Genomic DNA, 20,313 nt, shown 5'->3' on the forward strand with positions numbered 1-20,313 from the left:
CATCTCTCCGGGGGCAACAACCAGAACGATAATGCCGGGACAGGAAATCATCTCCAACGAGCCCGCTACGGGCGCGGTGCTCTGCCGCCGACCCGTCGGCGACGCCGACACCGAAGTCGCCATCGCCCGCGCGAGCTGGGCGGAATGGGCCGCACGCCCGATCGCCTTCCGGATCGAAGCGCTGCGCCGCTTCGCCAATGTGGTCCGCCAGCGCGCCGACGCTTTCACCGATCTGCTCGCCCGCGAAACCGGCAAGCCGCTCTGGGAAGCTCGCACCGAAGTCGAAACGGTGATCGCCAAGGTCGACGTGTCGGTCACTGCCTTTTCCGAACGCACCGGCCAGCGCCGCATCGAAGCGCCGATGAACACCCGCCTGGCGCTTCGGCACAAGCCGCATGGCGTGCTCGCGGTGCTCGGCCCCTATAATTTCCCCGCGCACTTGCCCAACGGTCACATCGTGCCGGCGTTGCTCGCCGGCAACGCCGTGGTGTTCAAGCCTTCGGAAAAGACGCCCGCGAGCGGCGCGTTCCTGGTCGAATGCTTCCACGCCGCCGGCGTGCCCGAAGGCTGCCTGCGACTGCTCATCGGCGGGCCCGACCAGGGCAAGGCGCTTGCCGGCCATCCCGACATCGATGGTCTGCTGTTCACCGGCTCGGCCAACACCGGCATCGCGCTCAACCGCCAGTTCGCGACCCGTCCCGAAAAGATCCTCGCACTCGAAATGGGCGGCAACAATCCCATCATCGTGTGGGACACGCCCGATCTCTATTCCGCCGCGGTGCTGGTGGTGCAGTCGGCCTTCACTACCGCCGGTCAGCGCTGCACCGCTGCGCGCCGGCTGATCGTGGACGACACACTGGCCGAGCCCTTGCTGGCCGAGATCCAGAAGCTCGTCGGCCGCCTCATCATCGGCGAACCCCATGCCGATCCCGCGCCGTTCATGGGCCCGGTGATCGACAACGACACCGCCGACATGCTCACCGAAAGCTTTGTCGCGCTGCTGACGCTGGGCGGCCGCCCGATCCGCCACATGGAGCGCCCGATCGCCGACCGCCCCTTCCTCACCCCCGGCATCCTCGACATGACAAATGCCAGCGACAAGCCTGATGTTGAGCTGTTCGGTCCGATCCTCCAGGTCTTCCGCAAGACCAGCTTCGAAGAAGCGATCGCCGAAGCAAACGACACCCGCTACGGCCTGTCGGCAAGCCTCGTCAGCCAGAACCCCCGTCTTTACGACCAGTTCTGGGCCAATATCCGCGCTGGCATCGTCAACTGGAATCGCCCCACCAACGGCGCGTCATCGTCCGCCCCGTTCGGCGGCGTAGGCTGGTCCGGCAACCACCGTCCCAGCGCCTATTACGCGGCCGACTATTGCGCCTATCCAGTAGTCTCCTCCGAATCCGAACAAGCCCGCGCCTCGATCGGTCTCGGCTTGCGCGACGCCTGATTGTTGGTGCACGCGAAGGCACGAAGAAGGTAGAGGTTCATGCGAAGGCGCGGAGGAGCCAGCCCGCGACGCCGCCGGAAAACCCACAAACCTAGCAGGTTGCGGAACCCCGAAATCATCCTGCCGCTGAAGCGCCCCCTCTCTTTCCCTCCCGCCTCCGCGTGAACCCCTCGTTTGAAGCCCTTCGCGCCTTCGCGTGAACCAACACCTTCTTCCAACCTCAAGCCCCCTCTTGACCCCCGCCTCCCCACATCCCACATCGACCAGGCGGGACCGGGCCCCTCTGGCGGCGGCTTTCCAACGAAAGCGCCGTGATGTCGGACCGCATCGAGCAAGGCTCGGTGCAGGTTCGGTGGCATGTCCACCAACTCTCCTCACCGAACCGCTTGATCCAATCTGGATCGAAGGGCGCCCCTGCGCCCGAGGGAGAGTTTTTCGGTGGACAATCTCAACTACTTCAATCGCGCCGCCTCCGCCGGGCTGCAGGCACGTTATGACGAGGGCCTGCGCCGGCACATGCTCGGCATTTATCGCAACATGGGGATCGGCCTGGCCATCACCGGCCTGGTCGCGCTCGCCATTGCCAACACGCCGCCGCTCGCCGCGCTGATCTTCGGCACGCCGCTCAAATGGGTGGCGATGCTCGCCCCCCTGGCGTTCGTGATGTTCTTCAGCTTCCGGATCGACCGGATGACGACCGCGACCGCCCGCACCACCTTCTTCGCCTTTGCCGCGGTGATGGGCGTGTCGATGGCCAGCATCTTCTTGGTCTTCACTGGCGCCAGCATCGCCACGGCGTTCTTCACTGCGTCGGCGATGTTTGCCGGCCTGAGCCTGTGGGGCTACACCACCAAGCGCGACCTGACCGGCATGGGCAGCTTCCTGATGATCGGCTTGATCGCTGTGATCATCGCGAGCCTGGTGAACCTGTTCCTCGGTTCCAGCCTGCTCCAGATGGGCCTGTCGGTGATTGGCGTGCTCGTCTTCGCGGGCCTGACCGCCTGGGACACCCAGCGGCTCAAGAGCGAATATCTGGTCTATGCCAATAGCCAGGCTGCAGAGAAGCTCGCGATCATGGGCGCGCTGTCACTTTATCTGAACCTCATCAACATGTTCCAGCTGCTGCTGAACCTCACTGGGGAGCGCGAATAATGGCACAAGGCAACTTCACCTGCCCCGTCGACGGCAGCCCATTGTCGCCGATGGAGCGCCAGGGGATCGAAATCGACTTCTGCCCCAGCTGCCGTGGCGTCTGGCTCGACCGGGGAGAACTCGACAAGATCATCGAACGGAGCGCGAGCCACCAGCCCGCGCCCCCGCCGGTCGCGGCGCCCTCGCCATGGCCCGAACAGCGTTACCAGGATCCCCGGCACCACCAAAGCGGTGGCCACCACCACCCCCACAAGAAGCGCAAGTCCTTCTTCGAAGAACTGTTCGACTGACTAAATCCTCCCCTGACCGGGGAGGATTTACGTTTTGGAGCAACCCGCTACACCCCTCCCATACCAAAAAAGAGAGGGGACCCCCATGACCACCCGCCGCGACCTACTTGGCGCCGCAGCCGCGCTCACTGGCACAGTCACGCTACCGGCGAGCCCGCTTGCCGCCGCCGCCCCTGCCGGCCCCTTCGTCCACCGCGACGGCACGCGTCTCATCCTCGGCAACAAACCCTATCGCTTCGTCGGCGCCAACATCTGGTACGGCGCCTATCTCGGCGCAAAGGCGCAGTACGGCAACCGCGACCGTCTGCGCCGCGAGCTCGACAAGCTCCAGTCGATCGGCGTCACCAACCTGCGCCTGCTCGCTAGCTCCGAAACCTCGCCGCTCAAGAACGCCGTCAGCCCCAGCTTCCGCAATCGCGGCACCACCTACAATCCCGCCCTGCTCGACGGGCTCGACTATTGCCTCGCCGAAATGGGCAAGCGCGGCATGAAGGCGGTCCTGTACCTCACCAATTTCTGGGAATGGTCGGGCGGCATGATGACGTACTTAAGCTACGTCAACGGCGGCAAGTTCATCGACGCCAACGACCCCGCCCATCCCTGGCCGCAATTCGCCGATGCCACGTCGGAATTTTACCGCACGCCCAAGGCGGTCGCCTTGTACCATGACTGGGTTCGCGAACTGGTCGGCCGCACCAACCGCACCACCGGCACCGCTTACCGCGACGATCCCACCATCATGGCCTGGCAGCTCGCCAACGAACCCCGCCCGGGCGGCGGCCCTCAGGTCGCGGCGCGCAACCTCCCCTTCTTCCAGGATTGGGTGCGGGGCACCGCGCGCCTCATCAAGACGCTCGACTCGAACCACCTCGTCTCCACCGGCAGCGAGGGGCTGAAGGGCAGCGTCGAGCGCGCCGACATCTACAACACCGAGCACGGCTTTCCCGAAATCGATTATTGCACCGCCCATATCTGGCCGCTCAACTGGAGCTGGGTCAGCGCCAAGGACCTGCCCGGCACTCACGAAGCCGGCCGCAGCAAGGTCGCCGAATATCTGCAACAGCACGAGGCCCTTGCTCGCGGCCTGAACAAGCCGCTGGTGATCGAGGAGTTCGGCTACCCCCGCGACGGCGGCGGCTACGATCCCGAAAGCACGACGGCGTTCAAGGACCGCTATTATGGCCAAATCTTCGACGCAGTCCTTAACAGCGTCCGCACCGGGGGGCCGATCGCCGGCTCCAACTTCTGGGCCTGGAACGGCGAAGGCCGCGCCGTCCACGGCGACCACCGCTTCCGCGAAGGCGACACCAACTGGGTCGGCGACCCACCCCACGAACCTCAGGGCTGGTACGGCGTGTACGACACCGACACCAGCACCCACGCCCTGATCAAAGCCCACGCCCAGGCGCTATCCGTCGCAGCACCCCCTATCGCTCGTTAGTCCTTCGCCGGGAAGCAAGGTGACTCACGGGAAGGCGCGAAGACGCGAAGCTAAGAAGAAAGAGGTTCACGCAGAGGCGCGTGGAGGCGCAGAGGCGCAGAGTAGAAGTGCCTGCGGCATCGACCGGGAGACCATCAACGTCCCAGCACGCTGCACGCTCCCCGTTATTCCTGCCGCTACCGTGGCGACTGAACCCCTCTGCGCCTCCGCGCCTCTGCGCGAACCTTTATCTTCCCCTAAAATCGTCGCGCCTTCGCGCCTTCGCGCGAACCACCCTTCTTCTCCAACCACACTCCGCAAAAGCTCCGCTACGCGCCCCCCAAGCATCCGTCGATTGCGGCCACCTGCCCCCAGGACCATCTGCCATCCATGGCAACGCTTCTAGATCCTTCCGCGCGCGGCCGCGTGATCCTGGTCGGCGCAGGCCCCGGCGACCCCGGCCTGCTCACCGTCCGCGCCGTCGAGGCGCTCGCTCAGGCCGATGTCCTCGTCCATGACGGCCTGGTCGACCCGCGCGTACTCGATCTTGCCCCCCAGGCGCACCGCATCTCCGTCGCCAAGCGCCGCAGCCGCCACACGCTGCCGCAGGAATCGATCAACGCGCTGATCGTCGCGCATGTGAAGACCGGCGCGATCGTCGTGCGCTTGAAGGGCGGCGACCCCTTCATCTTCGGCCGCGGCGGCGAAGAAGTCGAAGCTGTGCGCGAAGCCGGCCTGCCTGTCGAGGTGATCCCCGGCGTCAGCGCAGCACTGGGCGCCGCAGCCGAAGCGATGCTCCCCCTCACCCATCGCGACTGGTCGAGCGCGGTCAGCTTCGTAGCCGGCCAGTGCAAGGGCCTGACCGAACAGGACTGGTCCGGCCTCGCCGGCAAGGGCCGCACGCTGGTGATCTACATGGGCGTCGCCACCGCCACCGCCATCGCCGACAAGCTGATGGCCGACGGCGTCGCCCCCGACATGCCCGTCGCCGTCCTCGAACGTGCCACGCTCCAGGGCCACCGCGCGATCCGCACGCTGCTCGCCGATCTCGGCCCGATGGTCGAGCGTGAGGACGTGCAGAGCCCGGCCGTGATCGTCGTCGGCGAAGTGGTCCGCTTGGCGGATGCTGAGGACAAGCTGGCCAAATGGGCCCAAGCCGCGGAGGTGCTGGCATGAAGATCCTGACCGGCAACGACCTCGTCACCGGCGACGTCACCTGGTGGACTGGCGAAGGCTGGTCGCGCCACATCGAGGACGCCAAGGATGTGGGCGATCAGGGTGACATCCTCGCCCAGGTCGAGGAAGCCGCACGCCGCGTGAACACCCCCTACGTCATCGATGCCGAAGCCACGCCCGAAGGCCCGCGCCCCGCTCACATCAAGGACCGGATCCGCGCACTGGGCCCGACGGTCCGCCCCGACCTGACACTAAAGCCGGCGGACCCGAACGCCGGAAGCTGGGTGATATGAATTTGGTCACGCGAAGGCCCGAAGACGCGAAGCGCAGTGCTTGCAGTTTCAATCGGGAGACGATGGAAGCCGCACAGCGCGTTGTCGCCTCACTGATCTTCCTGCCGCTGACGCGGCAACCCACTCTCTGCGCCTCCGCGCCTCTGCGCGAACCTCTATCTTCTTCTACCTTCGCGTCTTCGCGCCTTCGCGTGAACCAATCTCGCGCCCCCGAACTTCAGGCCGCCAGCTGATGTACAAGTACGACGAATATGACCACTCCATTGTCGCCGCTCGCATCGACGAGTTCCGCGACCAGGTCCGCCGCCGCCTCGAAGGTCATATGACCGAGGATCAGTTCAAGCCGCTGCGGCTGATGAACGGCCTCTATCTCCAGCTGCACGCCTATATGCTGCGCGTCGCGGTACCCTATGGCACGATGGACAGCCGCCAGATGCGCATGCTGGGCCGCATCGCCCGCAAATACGACCGCGGCTATGGCCATTTCACCACGCGCCAGAACATTCAGTTCAACTGGATCAAGCTCGCCGATACGCCCGAGATCCTGGAAGAACTCGCCACGGTCGAGATGCATGCCATTCAGACCAGCGGCAATTGTATCCGCAACATCAGCTCGGACCAGTTCGCCGGCGCCGCGGCCGACGAAGTCACCGATCCGCGCCCCTGGGCCGAGTTGCTGCGCCAGTGGAGCACCTTCCACCCCGAATTCACGTACCTGCCCCGCAAGTTCAAGATCGCGGTGATCGCCAGCGACACCGATCGCGCGGCGATGCGCCTCCATGACATCGGCATCCAGATCGTGAAGAACGACGCGGGCGAGCTTGGCGGCCGCATCTATGTCGGCGGCGGCATGGGCCGCACGCCGATGATTGCCCCACTGATCAAGGACTTCGTGCCCTTCGCGGACTTCATCAGCTATCTGGAAGCCTGCCTGCGCGTCTACAATCGCTACGGCCGCCGCGACAACATCTACAAGGCGCGGATCAAAATCCTGATCCACGAGCTCGGCGCGGACAAATACCGCGAGGAAGTAGAGGCCGAATTTCAGGCTGTGAAGCAGCTCGGAATCGATCCGCCCCAGGCAGAGTTCGACCGCATTGCCGCGCACTTCGCGCCGCCCGCGTTCGAAACCGGCCTTTCGGATGCGATCGACCGCAGCGATCCGAACTTCGCAGCCTGGGTGGACCAGAATGTTTCCGCCCACAAAGCAGCCGGTTACGCGGTAGTCACCGTGTCGCTGAAGCCGACGGGCGGAATTCCCGGCGACGCTTCCGCCGACCAGATCGACATAATGGCAGACTTGGCAGAACGCTTCAGTTTCAACGAGTTACGTGTAACACACGCCCAGAATATTGTCCTCCCCCACGTCGCGAAGCACGACCTTTTCCGCGTCTACCAGATGCTCGCCCACGCAGGTCTCGCCGAAGCCAATCTCGACCTCATCAGCGACATCATCGCGTGTCCTGGCCTCGATTATTGCAGCCTCGCCAATGCCCGTTCGATCCCCGTCGCGCAGAAGATCGCCCAGCGTTTCGCCGACCTCGATCGCCAGCGCGAACTGGGTGAGTTGAAGCTCAAGATCAGCGGCTGCATCAACGCTTGCGGCCATCACCATGCCGGCCACATCGGCATCCTTGGCGTCGACCGTAAGGGCACGGAAAACTTCCAGCTCCTCTTCGGCGGCTCCGGTGCAGAGGACGTCAGCCTGGGCAAGATCACCGGTCCGGGCTTCTCCGAAGATGGCATCGTCGATGCTATCGAGAAGGCCACTAACGTCTATCTCGCCCAGCGAGATCGGGGCGAGCGGTTCGTCGACACCTATCGTCGGATCGGCATGGAGCCGTTCAAGGAGGCAATCTATGGTTGATGCAATCCGCTTCCGCGACGACGAAGCGCATGACGAACCCGCCGTCACGCTCGACAGCTTTCTCGGCCAGTCCAACGCCACCGCCGTCCGCATCGAAGCCGGCGAGGACGCCCGCGTCCTCCTCCCGCACCTCGATCGGCTGGCGCTGGTCGAAGTCAGCTTCCCCAAGTTCCGCGACGGCCGCGGCTATTCCTCCGGCCGCATCCTGCGCGAAGCGGGCTACACCGGCGAGCTCCGCGCCCAGGGCGACGTGCTGGTCGATCAGATCCCGCTGATGCGCCGCTGCGGCTTCGACAGCTTCGCTCCCGAAGCGCCGGTGGACGCCGCGGTGCTGGAAGCGAGCCTCGCGCGTTACAGCGTCCACTATCAAGCCGCGGCCGACTCCCACATCCCTGTATGGAAGCGCCGCAATGGCTGAACCTGCCCGCAAGATCGACAGGCTGGATCCAACGCCGCGCTTCACGCCAGGCGATGCAATCCGGCTCGACACGCGCTTTCGCGATGCGACAACGCACGAAGTTCTCGTAGCAGTGCTGCGTGAGCATCTGCTGGGCGAGGTGGCGCTGGTGTCGTCCTTTGGGGCGGAATCGGCTACGCTGCTGCATCTGGTCGCCAGCGTTGATCCGAGCGTGCCAGTGCTGTTCCTGGATACCGATCGCCACTTCCCTGAGACGCTTGCCTATCGCGATGAACTCGCGACACGCCTGGGCTTGCGGGACCTGCGCAACCTCCAGCCTGATCCCGATGTGATCGCCCAGCGCGACGCCAGCGCGCTGCGCTGGTCGTTTGATCCCGATGGCTGCTGCGAGATCCGCAAGGTGGTGCCGCTCGCCAGCGCGCTCGCTGGCTTCGACGCGACGATCACCGGACGCAAGGCGTTTCAGGCCAGCACCCGCAACGCGCTGCCGCGGTTCGAACTGGACACCAGCGACACAGCCGGCCGTATGAAGTTCAACCCGCTTGCCGACTGGACCAAGGCTGAGCTCGACGCCTATTTCATCAGCCACAACCTCCCGCAGCATCCGCTCGTCGAACAAGGCTATCTATCCATCGGTTGCGCGCCATGCACCAGCATCGTGAAGCCCGGTGAGGACCCGCGCGCCGGCCGTTGGCGCGGATGGAACAAGACCGAGTGCGGCATCCATAGCCCCGTCGAGGATAACGATCCCGATCAGCCGGTATTCTGAGCCGCCGCTTGGCGCGCTGGCGCGATTGTGATTACGGGGCGCATGTCTCTCTTCCCCGATCATGCGCAGGATCTGGCGGCGCTGAGCGCCGCCGGCCGTCGCAGGAGCCTGATCCCGCGCAGCGGTCGCGACTTCGCCTCGAACGACTATCTCGGCCTCGCCGGCTCGCCTCGACTCGCGACGGCAATTCGCAATGCGTTGGAACGTGGCGTGCCGATCGGATCTGGCGGATCGCGACTGCTGCGCGGCAATCATCCTGAGCATGAGGCGCTGGAAGCGGAAGCCGCGAGCTTCTTCGGTAGTGAGTCCGCGTTGTTTCTCTCGAGCGGCTACGCCGCCAACGCGCTGCTGTTCGCCACGCTCCCTCAGCGCGGCGACCTCATCGTGCATGACGAACTCGTTCATGCCAGCGCGCATGAAGGCATGCGGCTAAGCCGCGCAATTGCCCGCGGCGCGAGGCACAACGACGTAGACGCCTTCGCGCACGTGATCGCCGCCTGGCGCCGCGAAGGCGGCACCGGCCGGCCTTGGATCGCAGTGGAAAGCCTGTACAGCATGGACGGCGATAAAGCGCCGCTTGCGCGCTTCGCCGAACTGGCAAACCAAACCGGCGCTGTCCTGTTAATCGACGAGGCGCATGCGACCGGGGTATTCGGACCGGACGGCCAGGGTCTTGCCGCAACTCTGCCCGCGCGCGACAACATCATCACCTTACACACCTGTGGGAAAGCGCTTGGGTGCGAGGGCGCGCTGATCGCGGGTCCAGCGGTGCTTACCGACTTCATCGTCAATCGCGGCCGGGCATTCATCTTTTCCACAGCTCCCTCGCCGATCATGGCGGCCGCGGTCCGCGAAAGCGTGCGGATCGTTCGCGGTGAGCCGGATCGCCGCGAACGCCTGCACGCGCTCATCGCCGAAGCGCATGAGCGGCTCACGTCAGCCGGTGCCGCCGCTACCGGTTCGCACATTCTTCCGCTGGTGCTTGGCGACGACGCACGCACGATGCGAGCCGCCGCCTGGCTCCAGGCACGGGGGTTCGACGTGCGCGGCATTCGTCCCCCCACGGTACCGCCAGGCACCGCACGGCTGCGCATCTCCTTGACCCTCAACATATCTCTCGCCGACCTCGCAGCGCTGGCGGAGGCTTTGCCCGGAGCAACTGCATGACTCGCGCAATCGTCGTGACCGGTACCGACACCGGCATCGGAAAGACCGTCTTCGCAGCGGGTCTGACTGCGGCATTGAATGGCGTTTATTGGAAGCCCGTGCAGAGCGGCCTCGACAGCGAAGACAGCGACACCGTGGCTAGTTTGGCCGGTCTATCGCCCGATCGCATCCTGAAACCAGCCTATCGGCTGCGCACGCCGTGTTCGCCGCACCGCGCCGCAGAGATCGATGGGATCACGATAGATCCCGCACGGCTTCAGCCCCCGCGGGCGGAGCGCTCGCTCGTCATCGAAGGTGCGGGCGGCGTGCTGGTACCCCTTACGCGAACGCTGCTCTACGCAGATCTATTCGCACGATGGGCACTCCCCACCATCGTGGTAGCGCGGACGGCGCTTGGGACCATCAATCACAGCCTGTTGTCGGTCGAAGCGCTTCGCAGTCGTGGCGTGCCGGTGCTTGGCATCGCTTTTGTCGGTGATGCGAACGAAGACAGTGAAGCGACGATCTGCAGCTTGGGCGGAGTCACTAATCTAGGGCGCCTGCCCTTTCTCGGCACGTTGAATGCCGAACACCTAACCCGCGCCTTTGCCGAGAACTTCAAGGAATTCCATCCATGAACTCCCCTGTCTGGCACCCCTTCACCCAGCATGGATTGGGCGAGCCGATCACCGAGATCACCCGCGCCGAAGGTGCCGTGCTCCACGCGCGGACGGGCGAACGCTATGTCGACGCGATCTCATCCTGGTGGGTGACGACCCATGGCCACTGCCATCCGCGCATCATGGCCGCCATCCAGGCTCAGGCAGGGAAGCTCGACCAGATCATCTTTGCCGGCTGGACCCACGCGCCTGCCGAAGATCTCGCACGCGGGTTGACCGCATTCCTCCCCGAAACACTCGCGCATGTCTTCTTCTCCGACAGCGGCTCGACGAGCGTGGAGGTGGCGCTCAAGATGGCGCTGGGGTTCTGGGACAATCGTGGAACCCCGCGCCACGGGATCGTTGTGATGGAACATGGCTATCACGGCGACACCGTCGGCGGGATGTCGGTGGGCGCGCGCGGCGTGTTCAACCGGCCCTACCAGCCGCTGCTGTTCGATGTCGCCTCGATCCCCTTTCCCGAGCCTGATCATGAGCAGGTCACGCTCGATGCGCTGGAGGCGGCGTGCCGCGATAATCCGGCGGCGTTCCTGGTCGAACCACTGATCCTCGGCGCGGGCGGAATGAGAACCTATCCGCCAAGGATGTTGGCTGAGATGCGGGCGATCTGCGCCCACTACGGCGTGCTGTTCATCGCCGATGAGGTCATGACCGGTTGGGGCCGCACCGGTACGCTGCTCGCTTGCGAGCAAGCGCAAATCGTTCCCGACATCCTCTGCTTGTCAAAAGGTCTGACCGGGGGTGCGTTGCCGCTGGCTGTCACGATGGCGACCGCGCCAATTTTCGAAGCGCATCGTTCGCCCGAGCGGTCGCGGATGTTCTTCCATTCATCCAGCTACACCGCCAACCCGATCGCCTGCGCCGCCGCCAACGCGAACCTGGCCATCTGGCGAGAGGAGCCGGTGCTGGAGCGGATCGCGGCACTGGGTGCCGGGCAGCAACAGCGGCTGGACTGGCTTGCCGATCACCCGAAGGTCCGCAGGCCGCGTCGCCTGGGCACGATTACCGCTCTTGAGGTGGGGGATTCTTCGTCCAACTATTTGTCGACCATCGGCCCGGCGCTCTCGAGGGTTGCGCGCAGCCGCGGCGTCCTGCTGCGGCCGTTGGGCAACACGGTGTACGTGATGCCGCCCTATTGCGTCGAAGACGCCGATCTGGACCTGATCTACGACGTTATTGCAGAGGTTCTGGAGGACTGAGCGCGTCCTCCCCCGCGGCCGACCGCCCGCTCAATATTCCTCGTGCACCAAGTCGCTGAATTTGGTGAACTGACGATCGAAGCGCATGTGCACCGAGCCCGTGGCGCCATGCCGCTGCTTGGCGATGATCACCGTCGCCTTGTTTGCGACCTCCAACTGCTTTGCCTGCCACTCCTCATAGGCAATGCGTTCCTCGGCGGTTTCAGTACCGTCGGGAACCTTTGTCGGCGCCTTGAAGTCATGATAATATTCGTCGCGGTAGACGAACAGCACGATGTCGGCGTCCTGCTCGATCGAGCCTGATTCACGAAGATCGGACAGCTGCGGCCTTTTGTCCTCGCGGCTTTCCACGGCGCGGCTTAGCTGAGACAGCGCGAGCACCGGCACGTTTAGTTCTTTGGCCAGAGTCTTCAGACCACGGCTAATCTCGGAGATTTCTTGCACGCGGCCGTCGCCGGACGCCTTCGCACTGCCGGTCAGCAGCTGAAGATAGTCGACGATGACCATGCCGATCTTGTGCTGGCGCTTCATACGCCGCGCCCGGGTGCGCAGCGCGGCGATGGTCAAGCCTGGCGTGTCGTCGATGAACAGCGGCAGCTTTTCGAGGTCTCCGGCAGCGCGTGCGAACTTCTGGAACTCCGCGTGGCTGATCTGGCCGGTGCGCAGCTTTTCCGAGACCACTTCGGCCTGTTCGGACAAGATACGCATCGCCAGCTGGTCGGCGGACATTTCCAGGCTGAAAAAGGCTACCGGCGCGCCGATCGACTTTTCTTCCGGAATGCCGGCCTCGACGTCGTCGGCCCAGCGCTTGGCAGCGTTGAATGCAATGTTGGTAGCTAGCGACGTCTTACCCATGCCTGGGCGTCCAGCAAGGATCAGCAGATCCGATCGGTTAAAACCACCGGTCGACGCGTTAAGATCACTCAGGCCGGTAGTGACACCGGAAATGCCGCCGCCCGAATTCATTGCTTTTTCGGCTTGACGCACCGCCATGATCGAAGCGCGGTTGAACGACTTGAGCCCGGCTTCGCTGTCGCCCTTTTCGGCGACTTCGTACAGCTTGAGTTCGGCTTGTTCGATCTGTTTCGCCGGATTGATGTCCTGGCTAGTGTCCAGGGCGCCATCGACCAAATCGCGCCCCACCGTCACGAGCGCACGCAGCATCGCCAGGTCATAAATCTGGTCGGCGAACGATCGTGCGCCGATCAGGCTGGCCGGATTGCCCGTTAACTGCGCCAGATAAGCCGGGCCTCCCAACTCCTTCATCGCCGCGTCAGCTGCAAACAGCGGGCGCAGCGTGACAGGGGTCGCCAGCCGATTGTCGCCTACCATCGTCGAGATCGCGTCGTAGATGCGGCCATGCAGCGGTTCAAAGAAATGCTCGGGTCTGATCTTCTGGAGCACATCCTCAGCCACGCGATTGTCGATCATCATCGCGCCAAGCAAGGCAGCCTCCGCCTCAACATTGGCGGGAAGGCTGATGCCTTCAGGCACCTCGGGCGTCGGGAACGGGATTGGTTGTGCCATGATTTGCCTGTCGCTCAAGCGCGCCTTCGTATCAACTGTCCGGCTTGTGGATAACGGGCATGAACGGATAGGAGCGTGCATGGCCGAGCATCGTATCATAGACGTGACGCTCGACGAGCGCAGCATTTTATGGCGTTCCGACGACATCGAGCGCGAGCGACAGGTGGCGATCACCGATCTGCTCGCGGCGAATCGCTTCGTGCCACAGCGGCGGCACGCCGACGGCTATGCAGGACCCTACAAGCTGCACTTGCGCGTTCAGGAGAATCGGTTGGTGCTGGAGATTCGCCGCGCCGACGACTCCCATCTAGAGACTATCATTCTCGGCTTAGCGCGCTTCCGCCGTCCGATCCGTGATTACTTCGCCATCTGTGACAGCTACTTCCAGGCTGTCCGGACAGCCTCCCCACACCATATCGAGCCGATCGACATGGCCCGACGTGCCGCACACAACGAAGCGGCCGAGCTGCTACAGGAGCGTCTTACGGGAAAGATCGAAGTCGATTTCGATACGGCAAGACGGCTTTTCACACTGCTGTGCGTCCTCCATATTAAAGGCTGAGCAGTGTTGGTTTCCGGTTCCACGCAGCGCTTTCAGGCCGTAGCGTTGATACTGTTCGCGTGTGCGCTGGTCAGCGCGACCGGCTGGAGCGTATTCGGGCGTTGGCGTCCCTCGACGGCGAACTACCCCGTTCAGGGTGTGGATGTCAGCGAGGCCGACGGCTCGATCGATTGGTGGCTGGCCCGCAAGAGCGGCGTTCAGTTCGTCTATGCCCGCGCTACGATCGGGATCCGTAATCGCGACGGGCGCTTTGCCGAAACCTGGCGCAGTGCCGCCGACGCCGGGCTCCAGCGCGGTGCGCTGCATGTCTATCGGATCTGCGAATCAGGTACGGCGCAGGCGGGCAACTTCGTCTCCACAGTGGCTCGTGACGATGACCAGCTCTCACCTGTAGTGCTGCTCGATCTCAGCGACGATTGCCCACGGCCCAGCCGCAGCGTCCTGCTGCCCCAGATCGCCAGCTTCGTGGCCGCGGTGGAAACACACACCGGCAAGCGGGCGATCCTAGGCATCACCAAAAGATTTGAGGGCACCTATCAGTTCAGTACGCTCACAACGGCGCCGCTATGGGCCCGCGGCGTGTTTTTCGTACCGCGCTACCTATCCCGACCTTGGACGATGTGGCAGGCGTCGCGCCTGCGCCGCATCGCGGGTGCGGCAGGACCGGTGAATTGGGACGTGATGGCACGATGATTGATCAAGGCGCACAGGCGCTCATCAAGGCAGCGCGCGGCGCGGCGCGGAACGCGCATGCTCCGTATTCGAACTTCGCGGTGGGCGCTGCGGTGCTGCTTGACGACGGGTCGGTGGTGACCGGTACTAACTTTGAGAATGCGAGCTACGGCCTGTCGCTCTGCGCCGAGACCGTCGCACTGGCAAGCGTCAACGCGCAGGGCAAGTTGCGCAATGTCGTGGCGATCGGCGTGATCGGAGGCCGGATTGGCCACGCCGATACCGCGCCGGTCAGCCCGTGCGGACGCTGCCGTCAGATCATCAACGAAGCCGCACAGCTCTCCGGCCGTAATCTGGCGGTCTTCTGCGCAGGCGCAGCAGGCGACGAGATCTCCAGCCATAAGCTGTCCGATCTGCTTCCGCACGCGTTCGGTCCGGCCGACCTCGGCATCGGCTGACCGGAAGCGCGATCATCAAGCGCCTCGCTCCGCCCGCGCTTCGGGCGAAACCGACATCCTACAGCAGGTGGAATTATGAGCATCTTATCTGACCGCTGGATCCGCGAGCAGGCGCTGCAGCGCGGCATGATCGAACCGTTCGTTGAGGCGCAGCGGCGCGAAGGCTGCATCAGCTACGGCCTGTCCTCCTATGGCTATGATGCCAGGGTGGCCGACGAGTTCAAGATCTTCACCAATGTCGATTCGGCGACGGTGGACCCGAAGAACTTCGCGTCGAACAGCTTCGTCGACCGCAAGACCGATGTCTGCATCATCCCCCCCAACAGCTTCGCGCTGGCGCGGACGGTGGAGTATTTCCGAGTGCCTCGCGACGTGCTGGTGATCTGCCTCGGCAAATCGACCTACGCACGCTGCGGGATCATCGTGAACGTCACGCCGCTGGAGCCGGAGTGGGAGGGTCACGTGACGCTGGAATTCTCCAACACAACTCCGCTCCCGGCGAAGATCTACGCCAATGAAGGCGCTTGCCAGTTCCTTTTTCTAAAAGGCAATGAGCCCTGCGAAACCAGCTATGCCGACCGAGCCGGCAAATATATGGGGCAGCGCGGCGTGACGCTCCCGCGCCTGTAGTAGCCGCACTGCCTGCATGCATTTCAGCGCGGCTACATCCCGCGCTTTATCTTAGCGTGCGGTGAACTGAACCGGCTGAAGCCGCGTGAGACCCGCGCTCGCAATCATGTGCGAGCCCGCCGTCCGGTCGGACGTCAAATCCATAAGTACGTCGTCCTGTGAAAGGACCCGCGTGTACAGCGACCGCGCCGCATCGGCGCGACCGGTGCGGGCATACACAGCCGCCAGATTAAGCAGTAGTTCCGGACGATCCGGATGCACGCGCAACTCCCGCATCAGCCGAGCCTCGGCCGCTTCATACGAGCCCTGCGTGATAAGGTTCGGGGCCGCGGGATTCTCCTGTGCCTGCGCAGGCAGGGCTGCGGCGATCAGGGGAAGCACGGCCAAAGCAACAAAACGCATGACACCCTCCTCGACTCATGACGTCACGATTACATTGACGTGACGTTTACATGACTCTGGTGTGACACTTTCGTTGCAGCGTAGCAAGCGTTGGGCGAACAAAAAAGGCGACCCCAAGGGGCCGCCTTTGATACTCCTGATGCTGTGCCGAAGCGCGGCGGATCAGAAGTCGTTGCGATATTGCTCGTTGCCGACGAAGCCGAGCTTCGAGACATTCGCACGCTTGATGATCGCTAGCACCCGGTCGACGGTGTCGTACCGTGCAGCGGGATCAGGCTGGAAGTGAAGTTCCGGCTCAGGATCCTTTTGCAGCGAAGCATCGAGATACTGGCGCAGCGTCACATCGTCGATCTGCACGCTGTTCCAGAAAACGTTACCGTTCGCGTCGATAAGAATCTTGTTCTTTTCCGCGTCGACGGGCGGGCTGCTGTTGTTGCTGTTCTGCGGCAGATCCACCTTGACCGCGTGGGTCTGGATCGGGATCGTGATGATGAACATGATGAGGAGCACGAGCATGACGTCGATCAACGGCGTCGTGTTCATTTCCATCATCGGCTCGTCGTCTTTGCCGCCCGCGCTCATTGACATGTCAAATACTCCTCAACCGCTGCGCAGGATTACAGGCGGGCAACACTGGAACCGGGCTCCGGCTCCGAAATGAAGCCTACCTTCGCGAAACCCGCCATCTGCATGGTGTAGATGGTGCCGCCGATGCAGCGATACGGGGTGTTCACGTCACCACGGATATGCACTTCCGGCAATTCCAGGCCGACAGCGTTGGGACCACCCTGACGGTCGACCTCTGCCTTCAGCTTTGCGACTGCCTTGTCGAGCAGTTCCTGGTGCCCTACCGGCGACATGCCCCAGTAGACCTGGCACTGGCCGCCGGCGCCGGTTACCGAAAGCGCCACATTCTCGGGTTTGGTCTCGGTAACCTCGAACTGCACCTTCGGCAGCTGCAGATCCACCGTCTGAATCACGACAGGGACGGCGATCAGGAAGATGATCAGGAGAACCAGCATCACGTCCACCAGGGGCGTGGTGTTGATTTCCGACATCGGGGAGTCGTCGCCGCCTTCGCCTACGCTCATCGCCATTGGGCGTTATCCTATCTTCGTATGAGCCACCGGGCGACCCGGAAGCCGGACCGCGCGGAGGAAACCGCGCGGTCCCGTTTTCACTTAACCGCGGGTCTGCACGCCACCGGCCTGGCCGGCGGTCGTGGTCGTCCCCGGCGCCTTGGTGCCTGCAACCGGGGCTGCAGTGGTCTTCGCAACGGTCGGACGCACGCGGCCGTCCGAAGCGAGGTAACCAAGGACGTCGTTCGAGAACGCGCTGAGGTTCTCGGCGATCGACTTGTTGCGGCGCTGCAGGAAGTTGTAGGCGAGCACCGCCGGAACGGCGACGACCAGACCAAGTGCGGTCATGATCAGTGCTTCACCGACCGGGCCCGCAACCGCGTCGATCGAAGCCTGGCCCGACGAGCCGATCTTGATCAGCGCGCGATAGATGCCGATCACGGTACCGAACAGTCCGATGAACGGTGCAGTCGCGCCGACGGTCGCGAGGAACGCCAGACCACCGCCCAGTGCCGAATTGATCACGCCTTCCGAGCGCGCGAGCGAGCCGTGCAGCCAGTCATGGGCTTCCACCGGGTCGGTCAGTTGCTTGTGCTGATCCTGGGCAGCCAGGCCGTCGTCAACGATCTGGCGATACGCCGAGTTCTTCTCGAGCTTGGCAGCGCCTTCACGCAGGCTGTTTGAGGTCCAGAAGCCCGAACGCACGCGCTTGGCCTGGTTGATGATCTTCTGCTGCTCGAACAGCTTGGTGAACAAGATGTAGAGCGACACGAACAGGAACAGCACCAGGATGGCGAACACAGTCTGCGAGATCAGACCGCCTTCCTTGAGCGCAGCCATCAGGCCGTACGGATTTTCGCCGGCGGGTGCCGCAGCAGCGAGAATGGTGGTGAGCATCGTCGTTTCTTTCCTCTGTAGAGTTGCCGTCAATGCTGGCTGGGCGCCAGCTTGGTTTCGCCTACTTTACTGTGCAATCTTCCAAGTGAAGCGCAGCGACTTGCGTCCACCCGGAACCGGATCGCCCGCTGCGTTAAGTGCGGGCGAGTAACGGGCACGCGACGTCACCAGCCGGCAGGTCGCATCATCCAGCGCACGCGACCCCGAACCGGCCGTCACCGAGCAATTTTCCACGCGACCTTTAGCATTCACGTTGAAGGAGATTCCGACAGAACCTTCTTCTTCGTTGCGCAGAGCGGACGCCGGGTAATCGTCGTTCGTGACCCATTCGCCAGGATTGCCGCGTGCGGCGGCAGCCTTGCTGATCGCCGTCGGAGCCGGGGCAGCAGGCGGAGCCGGCGGCGCAGGCGGAGCCGGCGGTGCGGGCGGCGAGATGGGCGGCGCCGGCGGAATAACCGTCGTCGTGCTCATCGGCGGAGCCGGAACCGGCACCTGCACCCGGGCCGGCGGCACCACGACCTGAGTCGGGGGCGGCGGCACCGGCGTATCCGGCGGCGGAGGCGGCGGCGGAACTTCTTCAGGGGGAGGCGGCGGCTCTTCGACCTCGAAGGTCTTAAGCTCTTCCGCCTTCTTCTTGATGTATTGGTATGCCAGACCCGTGACGAAGGCATAACCCATGCCAGCCACGATCAACGCGACCAGAACGATCGCCACGACCCGGCTGCCACCTGTATTACGGTCAGCGTAAGCCATTCGGCAACGTCACTCCTCTTATCTGCTGCGACCCTACCGCAGGCACAGAACCCACGCGCAAGTCCGCCCGCCGTTCGCTGTGTTGCGCCGGTTCGGCAGAGCGCGAGTCTCTATCGTGACGCCCGGGGGTACGCAAACGCTTTGTCTGACATTTTGAACTATCTCAGGCGCGTGACGGATTTATTTCTGTATCCGGCAATACCAATCCGGTAACGGAGCGCATGATCCGCGTTCCTGTGATAGCGTTTTGTTGCGCCGCATCATTAGCCGTTCCCAGCGTGAGCCTTGGGAATCCCTTACAAAATCTTGTTACCGGCAGCACTGCGTTGCCTAGCTATAGCAGTTCGGCGCGCCAGGTATTGGCGGCACCATTGATCATCGACGCGCGGGTTCGCGACGCGGTAAGAATCAAGGGGGCGGAAGCCGCCGATGTGCAACCCGGCCGGGCGCGCTTCTATTTAGTGGTTGAGGTTCTCGCGCTGATTCGCGGTACTGAGTCGGTGCCATTGCGGCTGGGATATGTCGCGGATGTGGCGCTCGACGCTCGCGGCAAGGCGCCGAAGTTGAAGAAACAACGCGTGCTGCTGTTTGCGCGCCCTCTTCCCACGCGCGCCGACCACATCCAGCTCATTGATCCTGATGGGCAGCGGCCCTGGTCTCCCGAGCTCGACAGCTTGGTGCGCGGTATCACGCGTGAGGTAGTTGCAGCGAACGCACCACCCGCAGTTAAGGGAGTCGGAAACGCTTTCCATGTGCCTGGATCATTGCCTGGTGAAGGCGAAACGCAGATTTTCCTGCAAACCGCCACCAATGTGCCGGTGTCGCTTCAAGTCTTGCGGCGCCCGGGCGAGCAACCCCGCTGGTCGGTTTCGCTAGGCGACATCGTCGATGAAACGGGTGGCCCAGTGCGTCCGGACACACTGCTCTGGTATCATCTGGCTTGCGGGCTTCCCCGTGAGCTACCGGTGGGAAGCATCGATAGCGCCGACGCTACAAATGCCCAGATTGCCCGCGAAGATTACCAGCTTGTGCTCCAATCGCTGGGTCCTTGCCGATAGACACCAAGAGCCGGGCGCCGGCTCAGCGACGATGCCGGACCAGCGTGATTCCGATCGACTCGCCGCCCTCGGCAATCGCCAGCTTGACGATCCGCACTTCGACGCGGCGCACCCGTGCATCGGAGATGAAGATCGTGTCGCAGATATGCTCTGCAACTGCTTCGATAAGCGTGAAATGTACGTTTTTCGGCAGGCTCGTGGTGGCTGCGTGCTTGAGATCCAGATAGCTTTTGGACGCACCCAGCGGTGTGTCCGGCTCGAAATGTTCTGGCAGGTCGAGGTCGGCCGTCACCGAAATCCGGAGCGGCTGTGGCAGATGCGTCTCTTCGGAGTAAACGCCGGTGAGAATTTCGACTTCCAGATCGTGGACCTGAAGTTGCAGGAGATCGGGCAAGTAGGGGCCTTTCGCGAAAACTCA

The 20,313-nt window shown here is 63.6% G+C and carries 24 protein-coding genes; 17 read left to right on the forward strand and 7 right to left on the reverse strand.

Going from position 1 to position 20,313, the window contains the following annotated elements; all coding sequences use genetic code 11:
* Positions 1 to 31: 31 nt before the first annotated feature.
* The 12 genes from astD to FHT02_RS03735 all read left to right on the forward strand — a co-directional run bounded on the left by astD (position 32) and on the right by FHT02_RS03735 (position 11,857).
* Positions 32 to 1,447 (forward strand): succinylglutamate-semialdehyde dehydrogenase, encoded by a 1,416-nt coding sequence (astD, locus tag FHT02_RS03680; RefSeq protein ID WP_184084398.1) that lies wholly within the window; start codon positions 32 to 34, stop codon positions 1,445 to 1,447.
* Positions 1,448 to 1,963: 516 nt separating this feature from the next.
* Complete coding sequence (locus FHT02_RS03685; RefSeq protein ID WP_184085402.1) at positions 1,964 to 2,599, forward strand: Bax inhibitor-1/YccA family protein; 636 nt, start codon at positions 1,964 to 1,966, stop codon at positions 2,597 to 2,599.
* Entirely contained in the window at positions 2,599 to 2,889 is a 291-nt protein-coding gene (locus tag FHT02_RS03690; protein WP_184084400.1) for a TFIIB-type zinc ribbon-containing protein, read from the forward strand. The genes FHT02_RS03685 and FHT02_RS03690 overlap by 1 nt, the downstream gene beginning before the upstream one ends.
* An 85-nt stretch (positions 2,890 to 2,974) precedes the next feature.
* Complete coding sequence (locus tag FHT02_RS03695) at positions 2,975 to 4,330, forward strand: glycoside hydrolase 5 family protein (protein ID WP_184084402.1); 1,356 nt, start codon at positions 2,975 to 2,977, stop codon at positions 4,328 to 4,330.
* Positions 4,331 to 4,699: 369 nt separating this feature from the next.
* Entirely contained in the window at positions 4,700 to 5,485 is a 786-nt protein-coding gene (gene cobA, locus FHT02_RS03700; RefSeq protein ID WP_184084404.1) for a uroporphyrinogen-III C-methyltransferase, read from the forward strand.
* The gene (locus tag FHT02_RS03705) at positions 5,482 to 5,778 is read left to right on the forward strand and encodes a DUF2849 domain-containing protein (RefSeq protein WP_184084406.1); all 297 of its coding nucleotides are present in this window, start codon (positions 5,482 to 5,484) and stop codon (positions 5,776 to 5,778) included. Before cobA ends, FHT02_RS03705 begins: the two co-directional genes overlap by 4 nt.
* A gap of 232 nt (positions 5,779 to 6,010) precedes the next feature.
* Positions 6,011 to 7,645: a nitrite/sulfite reductase gene (locus tag FHT02_RS03710; protein ID WP_184084408.1), complete on the forward strand. Its 1,635-nt coding sequence runs from the start codon at positions 6,011 to 6,013 to the stop codon at positions 7,643 to 7,645.
* Positions 7,638 to 8,063, forward strand: a complete 426-nt coding sequence (locus tag FHT02_RS03715; RefSeq protein ID WP_184084410.1) for a DUF934 domain-containing protein — start codon at positions 7,638 to 7,640, stop codon at positions 8,061 to 8,063. The genes FHT02_RS03710 and FHT02_RS03715 overlap by 8 nt, the downstream gene beginning before the upstream one ends.
* Positions 8,056 to 8,832, forward strand: a complete 777-nt coding sequence (locus FHT02_RS03720) for a phosphoadenylyl-sulfate reductase (protein ID WP_184084412.1) — start codon at positions 8,056 to 8,058, stop codon at positions 8,830 to 8,832. Before FHT02_RS03715 ends, FHT02_RS03720 begins: the two co-directional genes overlap by 8 nt.
* 42 nt (positions 8,833 to 8,874) lie before the next feature.
* Complete coding sequence (locus FHT02_RS03725; RefSeq protein ID WP_184084414.1) at positions 8,875 to 9,999, forward strand: 8-amino-7-oxononanoate synthase; 1,125 nt, start codon at positions 8,875 to 8,877, stop codon at positions 9,997 to 9,999.
* Positions 9,996 to 10,616 (forward strand): dethiobiotin synthase, encoded by a 621-nt coding sequence (gene bioD, locus FHT02_RS03730; protein ID WP_184084416.1) that lies wholly within the window; start codon positions 9,996 to 9,998, stop codon positions 10,614 to 10,616. The genes FHT02_RS03725 and bioD overlap by 4 nt, the downstream gene beginning before the upstream one ends.
* Positions 10,613 to 11,857, forward strand: coding sequence for an adenosylmethionine--8-amino-7-oxononanoate transaminase (locus FHT02_RS03735; protein ID WP_184084418.1), 1,245 nt, complete (start codon positions 10,613 to 10,615; stop codon positions 11,855 to 11,857). Before bioD ends, FHT02_RS03735 begins: the two co-directional genes overlap by 4 nt.
* 30 nt (positions 11,858 to 11,887) lie before the next feature.
* Here FHT02_RS03735 and FHT02_RS03740 read toward each other — a convergent pair whose 3' ends face one another.
* Positions 11,888 to 13,384, reverse strand: a complete 1,497-nt coding sequence (locus FHT02_RS03740) for a replicative DNA helicase (protein WP_184084420.1) — start codon at positions 13,382 to 13,384, stop codon at positions 11,888 to 11,890.
* Positions 13,385 to 13,463: 79 nt separating this feature from the next.
* On the opposite strand from FHT02_RS03740, the gene FHT02_RS03745 reads away from it, so the two are divergent.
* The 4 genes from FHT02_RS03745 to dcd all read left to right on the forward strand — a co-directional run bounded on the left by FHT02_RS03745 (position 13,464) and on the right by dcd (position 15,706).
* Positions 13,464 to 13,946 (forward strand): UPF0262 family protein, encoded by a 483-nt coding sequence (locus FHT02_RS03745; protein WP_184084422.1) that lies wholly within the window; start codon positions 13,464 to 13,466, stop codon positions 13,944 to 13,946.
* A 45-nt stretch (positions 13,947 to 13,991) separates the two neighbouring features.
* On the forward strand, positions 13,992 to 14,639 hold the full coding sequence (locus FHT02_RS03750; protein WP_184084424.1) for a GH25 family lysozyme: 648 nt from the start codon (positions 13,992 to 13,994) through the stop codon (positions 14,637 to 14,639).
* Positions 14,636 to 15,076 (forward strand): cytidine deaminase, encoded by a 441-nt coding sequence (locus FHT02_RS03755; protein WP_184084426.1) that lies wholly within the window; start codon positions 14,636 to 14,638, stop codon positions 15,074 to 15,076. The genes FHT02_RS03750 and FHT02_RS03755 overlap by 4 nt, the downstream gene beginning before the upstream one ends.
* A 75-nt stretch (positions 15,077 to 15,151) precedes the next feature.
* Positions 15,152 to 15,706 carry a dCTP deaminase gene (gene dcd / locus FHT02_RS03760; RefSeq protein ID WP_184084428.1) on the forward strand — a complete coding sequence of 185 codons (555 nt, stop codon included), beginning with the start codon at positions 15,152 to 15,154 and terminating at the stop codon, positions 15,704 to 15,706.
* Between the two features lie 51 nt (positions 15,707 to 15,757).
* On the opposite strand, the gene FHT02_RS03765 is transcribed toward dcd, so the two are convergent.
* From FHT02_RS03765 to FHT02_RS03785, 5 genes are all read right to left on the reverse strand, one after another.
* Positions 15,758 to 16,108, reverse strand: a complete 351-nt coding sequence (locus FHT02_RS03765) for a tetratricopeptide repeat protein (protein ID WP_184084430.1) — start codon at positions 16,106 to 16,108, stop codon at positions 15,758 to 15,760.
* Between the two features lie 162 nt (positions 16,109 to 16,270).
* Positions 16,271 to 16,696 (reverse strand): ExbD/TolR family protein, encoded by a 426-nt coding sequence (locus FHT02_RS03770; protein WP_184084432.1) that lies wholly within the window; start codon positions 16,694 to 16,696, stop codon positions 16,271 to 16,273.
* 29 nt (positions 16,697 to 16,725) lie between these two features.
* Positions 16,726 to 17,205 carry an ExbD/TolR family protein gene (locus FHT02_RS03775; RefSeq protein WP_184084434.1) on the reverse strand — a complete coding sequence of 160 codons (480 nt, stop codon included), beginning with the start codon at positions 17,203 to 17,205 and terminating at the stop codon, positions 16,726 to 16,728.
* Positions 17,206 to 17,289: 84 nt separating this feature from the next.
* On the reverse strand, positions 17,290 to 18,084 hold the full coding sequence (locus tag FHT02_RS03780; RefSeq protein ID WP_184084436.1) for a MotA/TolQ/ExbB proton channel family protein: 795 nt from the start codon (positions 18,082 to 18,084) through the stop codon (positions 17,290 to 17,292).
* 66 nt (positions 18,085 to 18,150) lie between these two features.
* Complete coding sequence (locus FHT02_RS03785) at positions 18,151 to 18,837, reverse strand: energy transducer TonB (protein ID WP_184084438.1); 687 nt, start codon at positions 18,835 to 18,837, stop codon at positions 18,151 to 18,153.
* Positions 18,838 to 19,058: 221 nt separating this feature from the next.
* Here FHT02_RS03785 and FHT02_RS03790 point away from each other — a divergent pair, with 221 nt between their 5' ends.
* Positions 19,059 to 19,895, forward strand: coding sequence for a hypothetical protein (locus FHT02_RS03790; RefSeq protein WP_246352176.1), 837 nt, complete (start codon positions 19,059 to 19,061; stop codon positions 19,893 to 19,895).
* 22 nt (positions 19,896 to 19,917) lie between these two features.
* Here FHT02_RS03790 and FHT02_RS03795 read toward each other — a convergent pair whose 3' ends face one another.
* Complete coding sequence (locus FHT02_RS03795; protein ID WP_184084440.1) at positions 19,918 to 20,289, reverse strand: dihydroneopterin aldolase; 372 nt, start codon at positions 20,287 to 20,289, stop codon at positions 19,918 to 19,920.
* Positions 20,290 to 20,313 lie beyond the last annotated feature (24 nt).

The sequence above is a fragment of the Sphingomonas xinjiangensis genome (assembly GCF_014199255.1).
Lineage (GTDB): Bacteria > Pseudomonadota > Alphaproteobacteria > Sphingomonadales > Sphingomonadaceae > Sphingomonas > Sphingomonas xinjiangensis.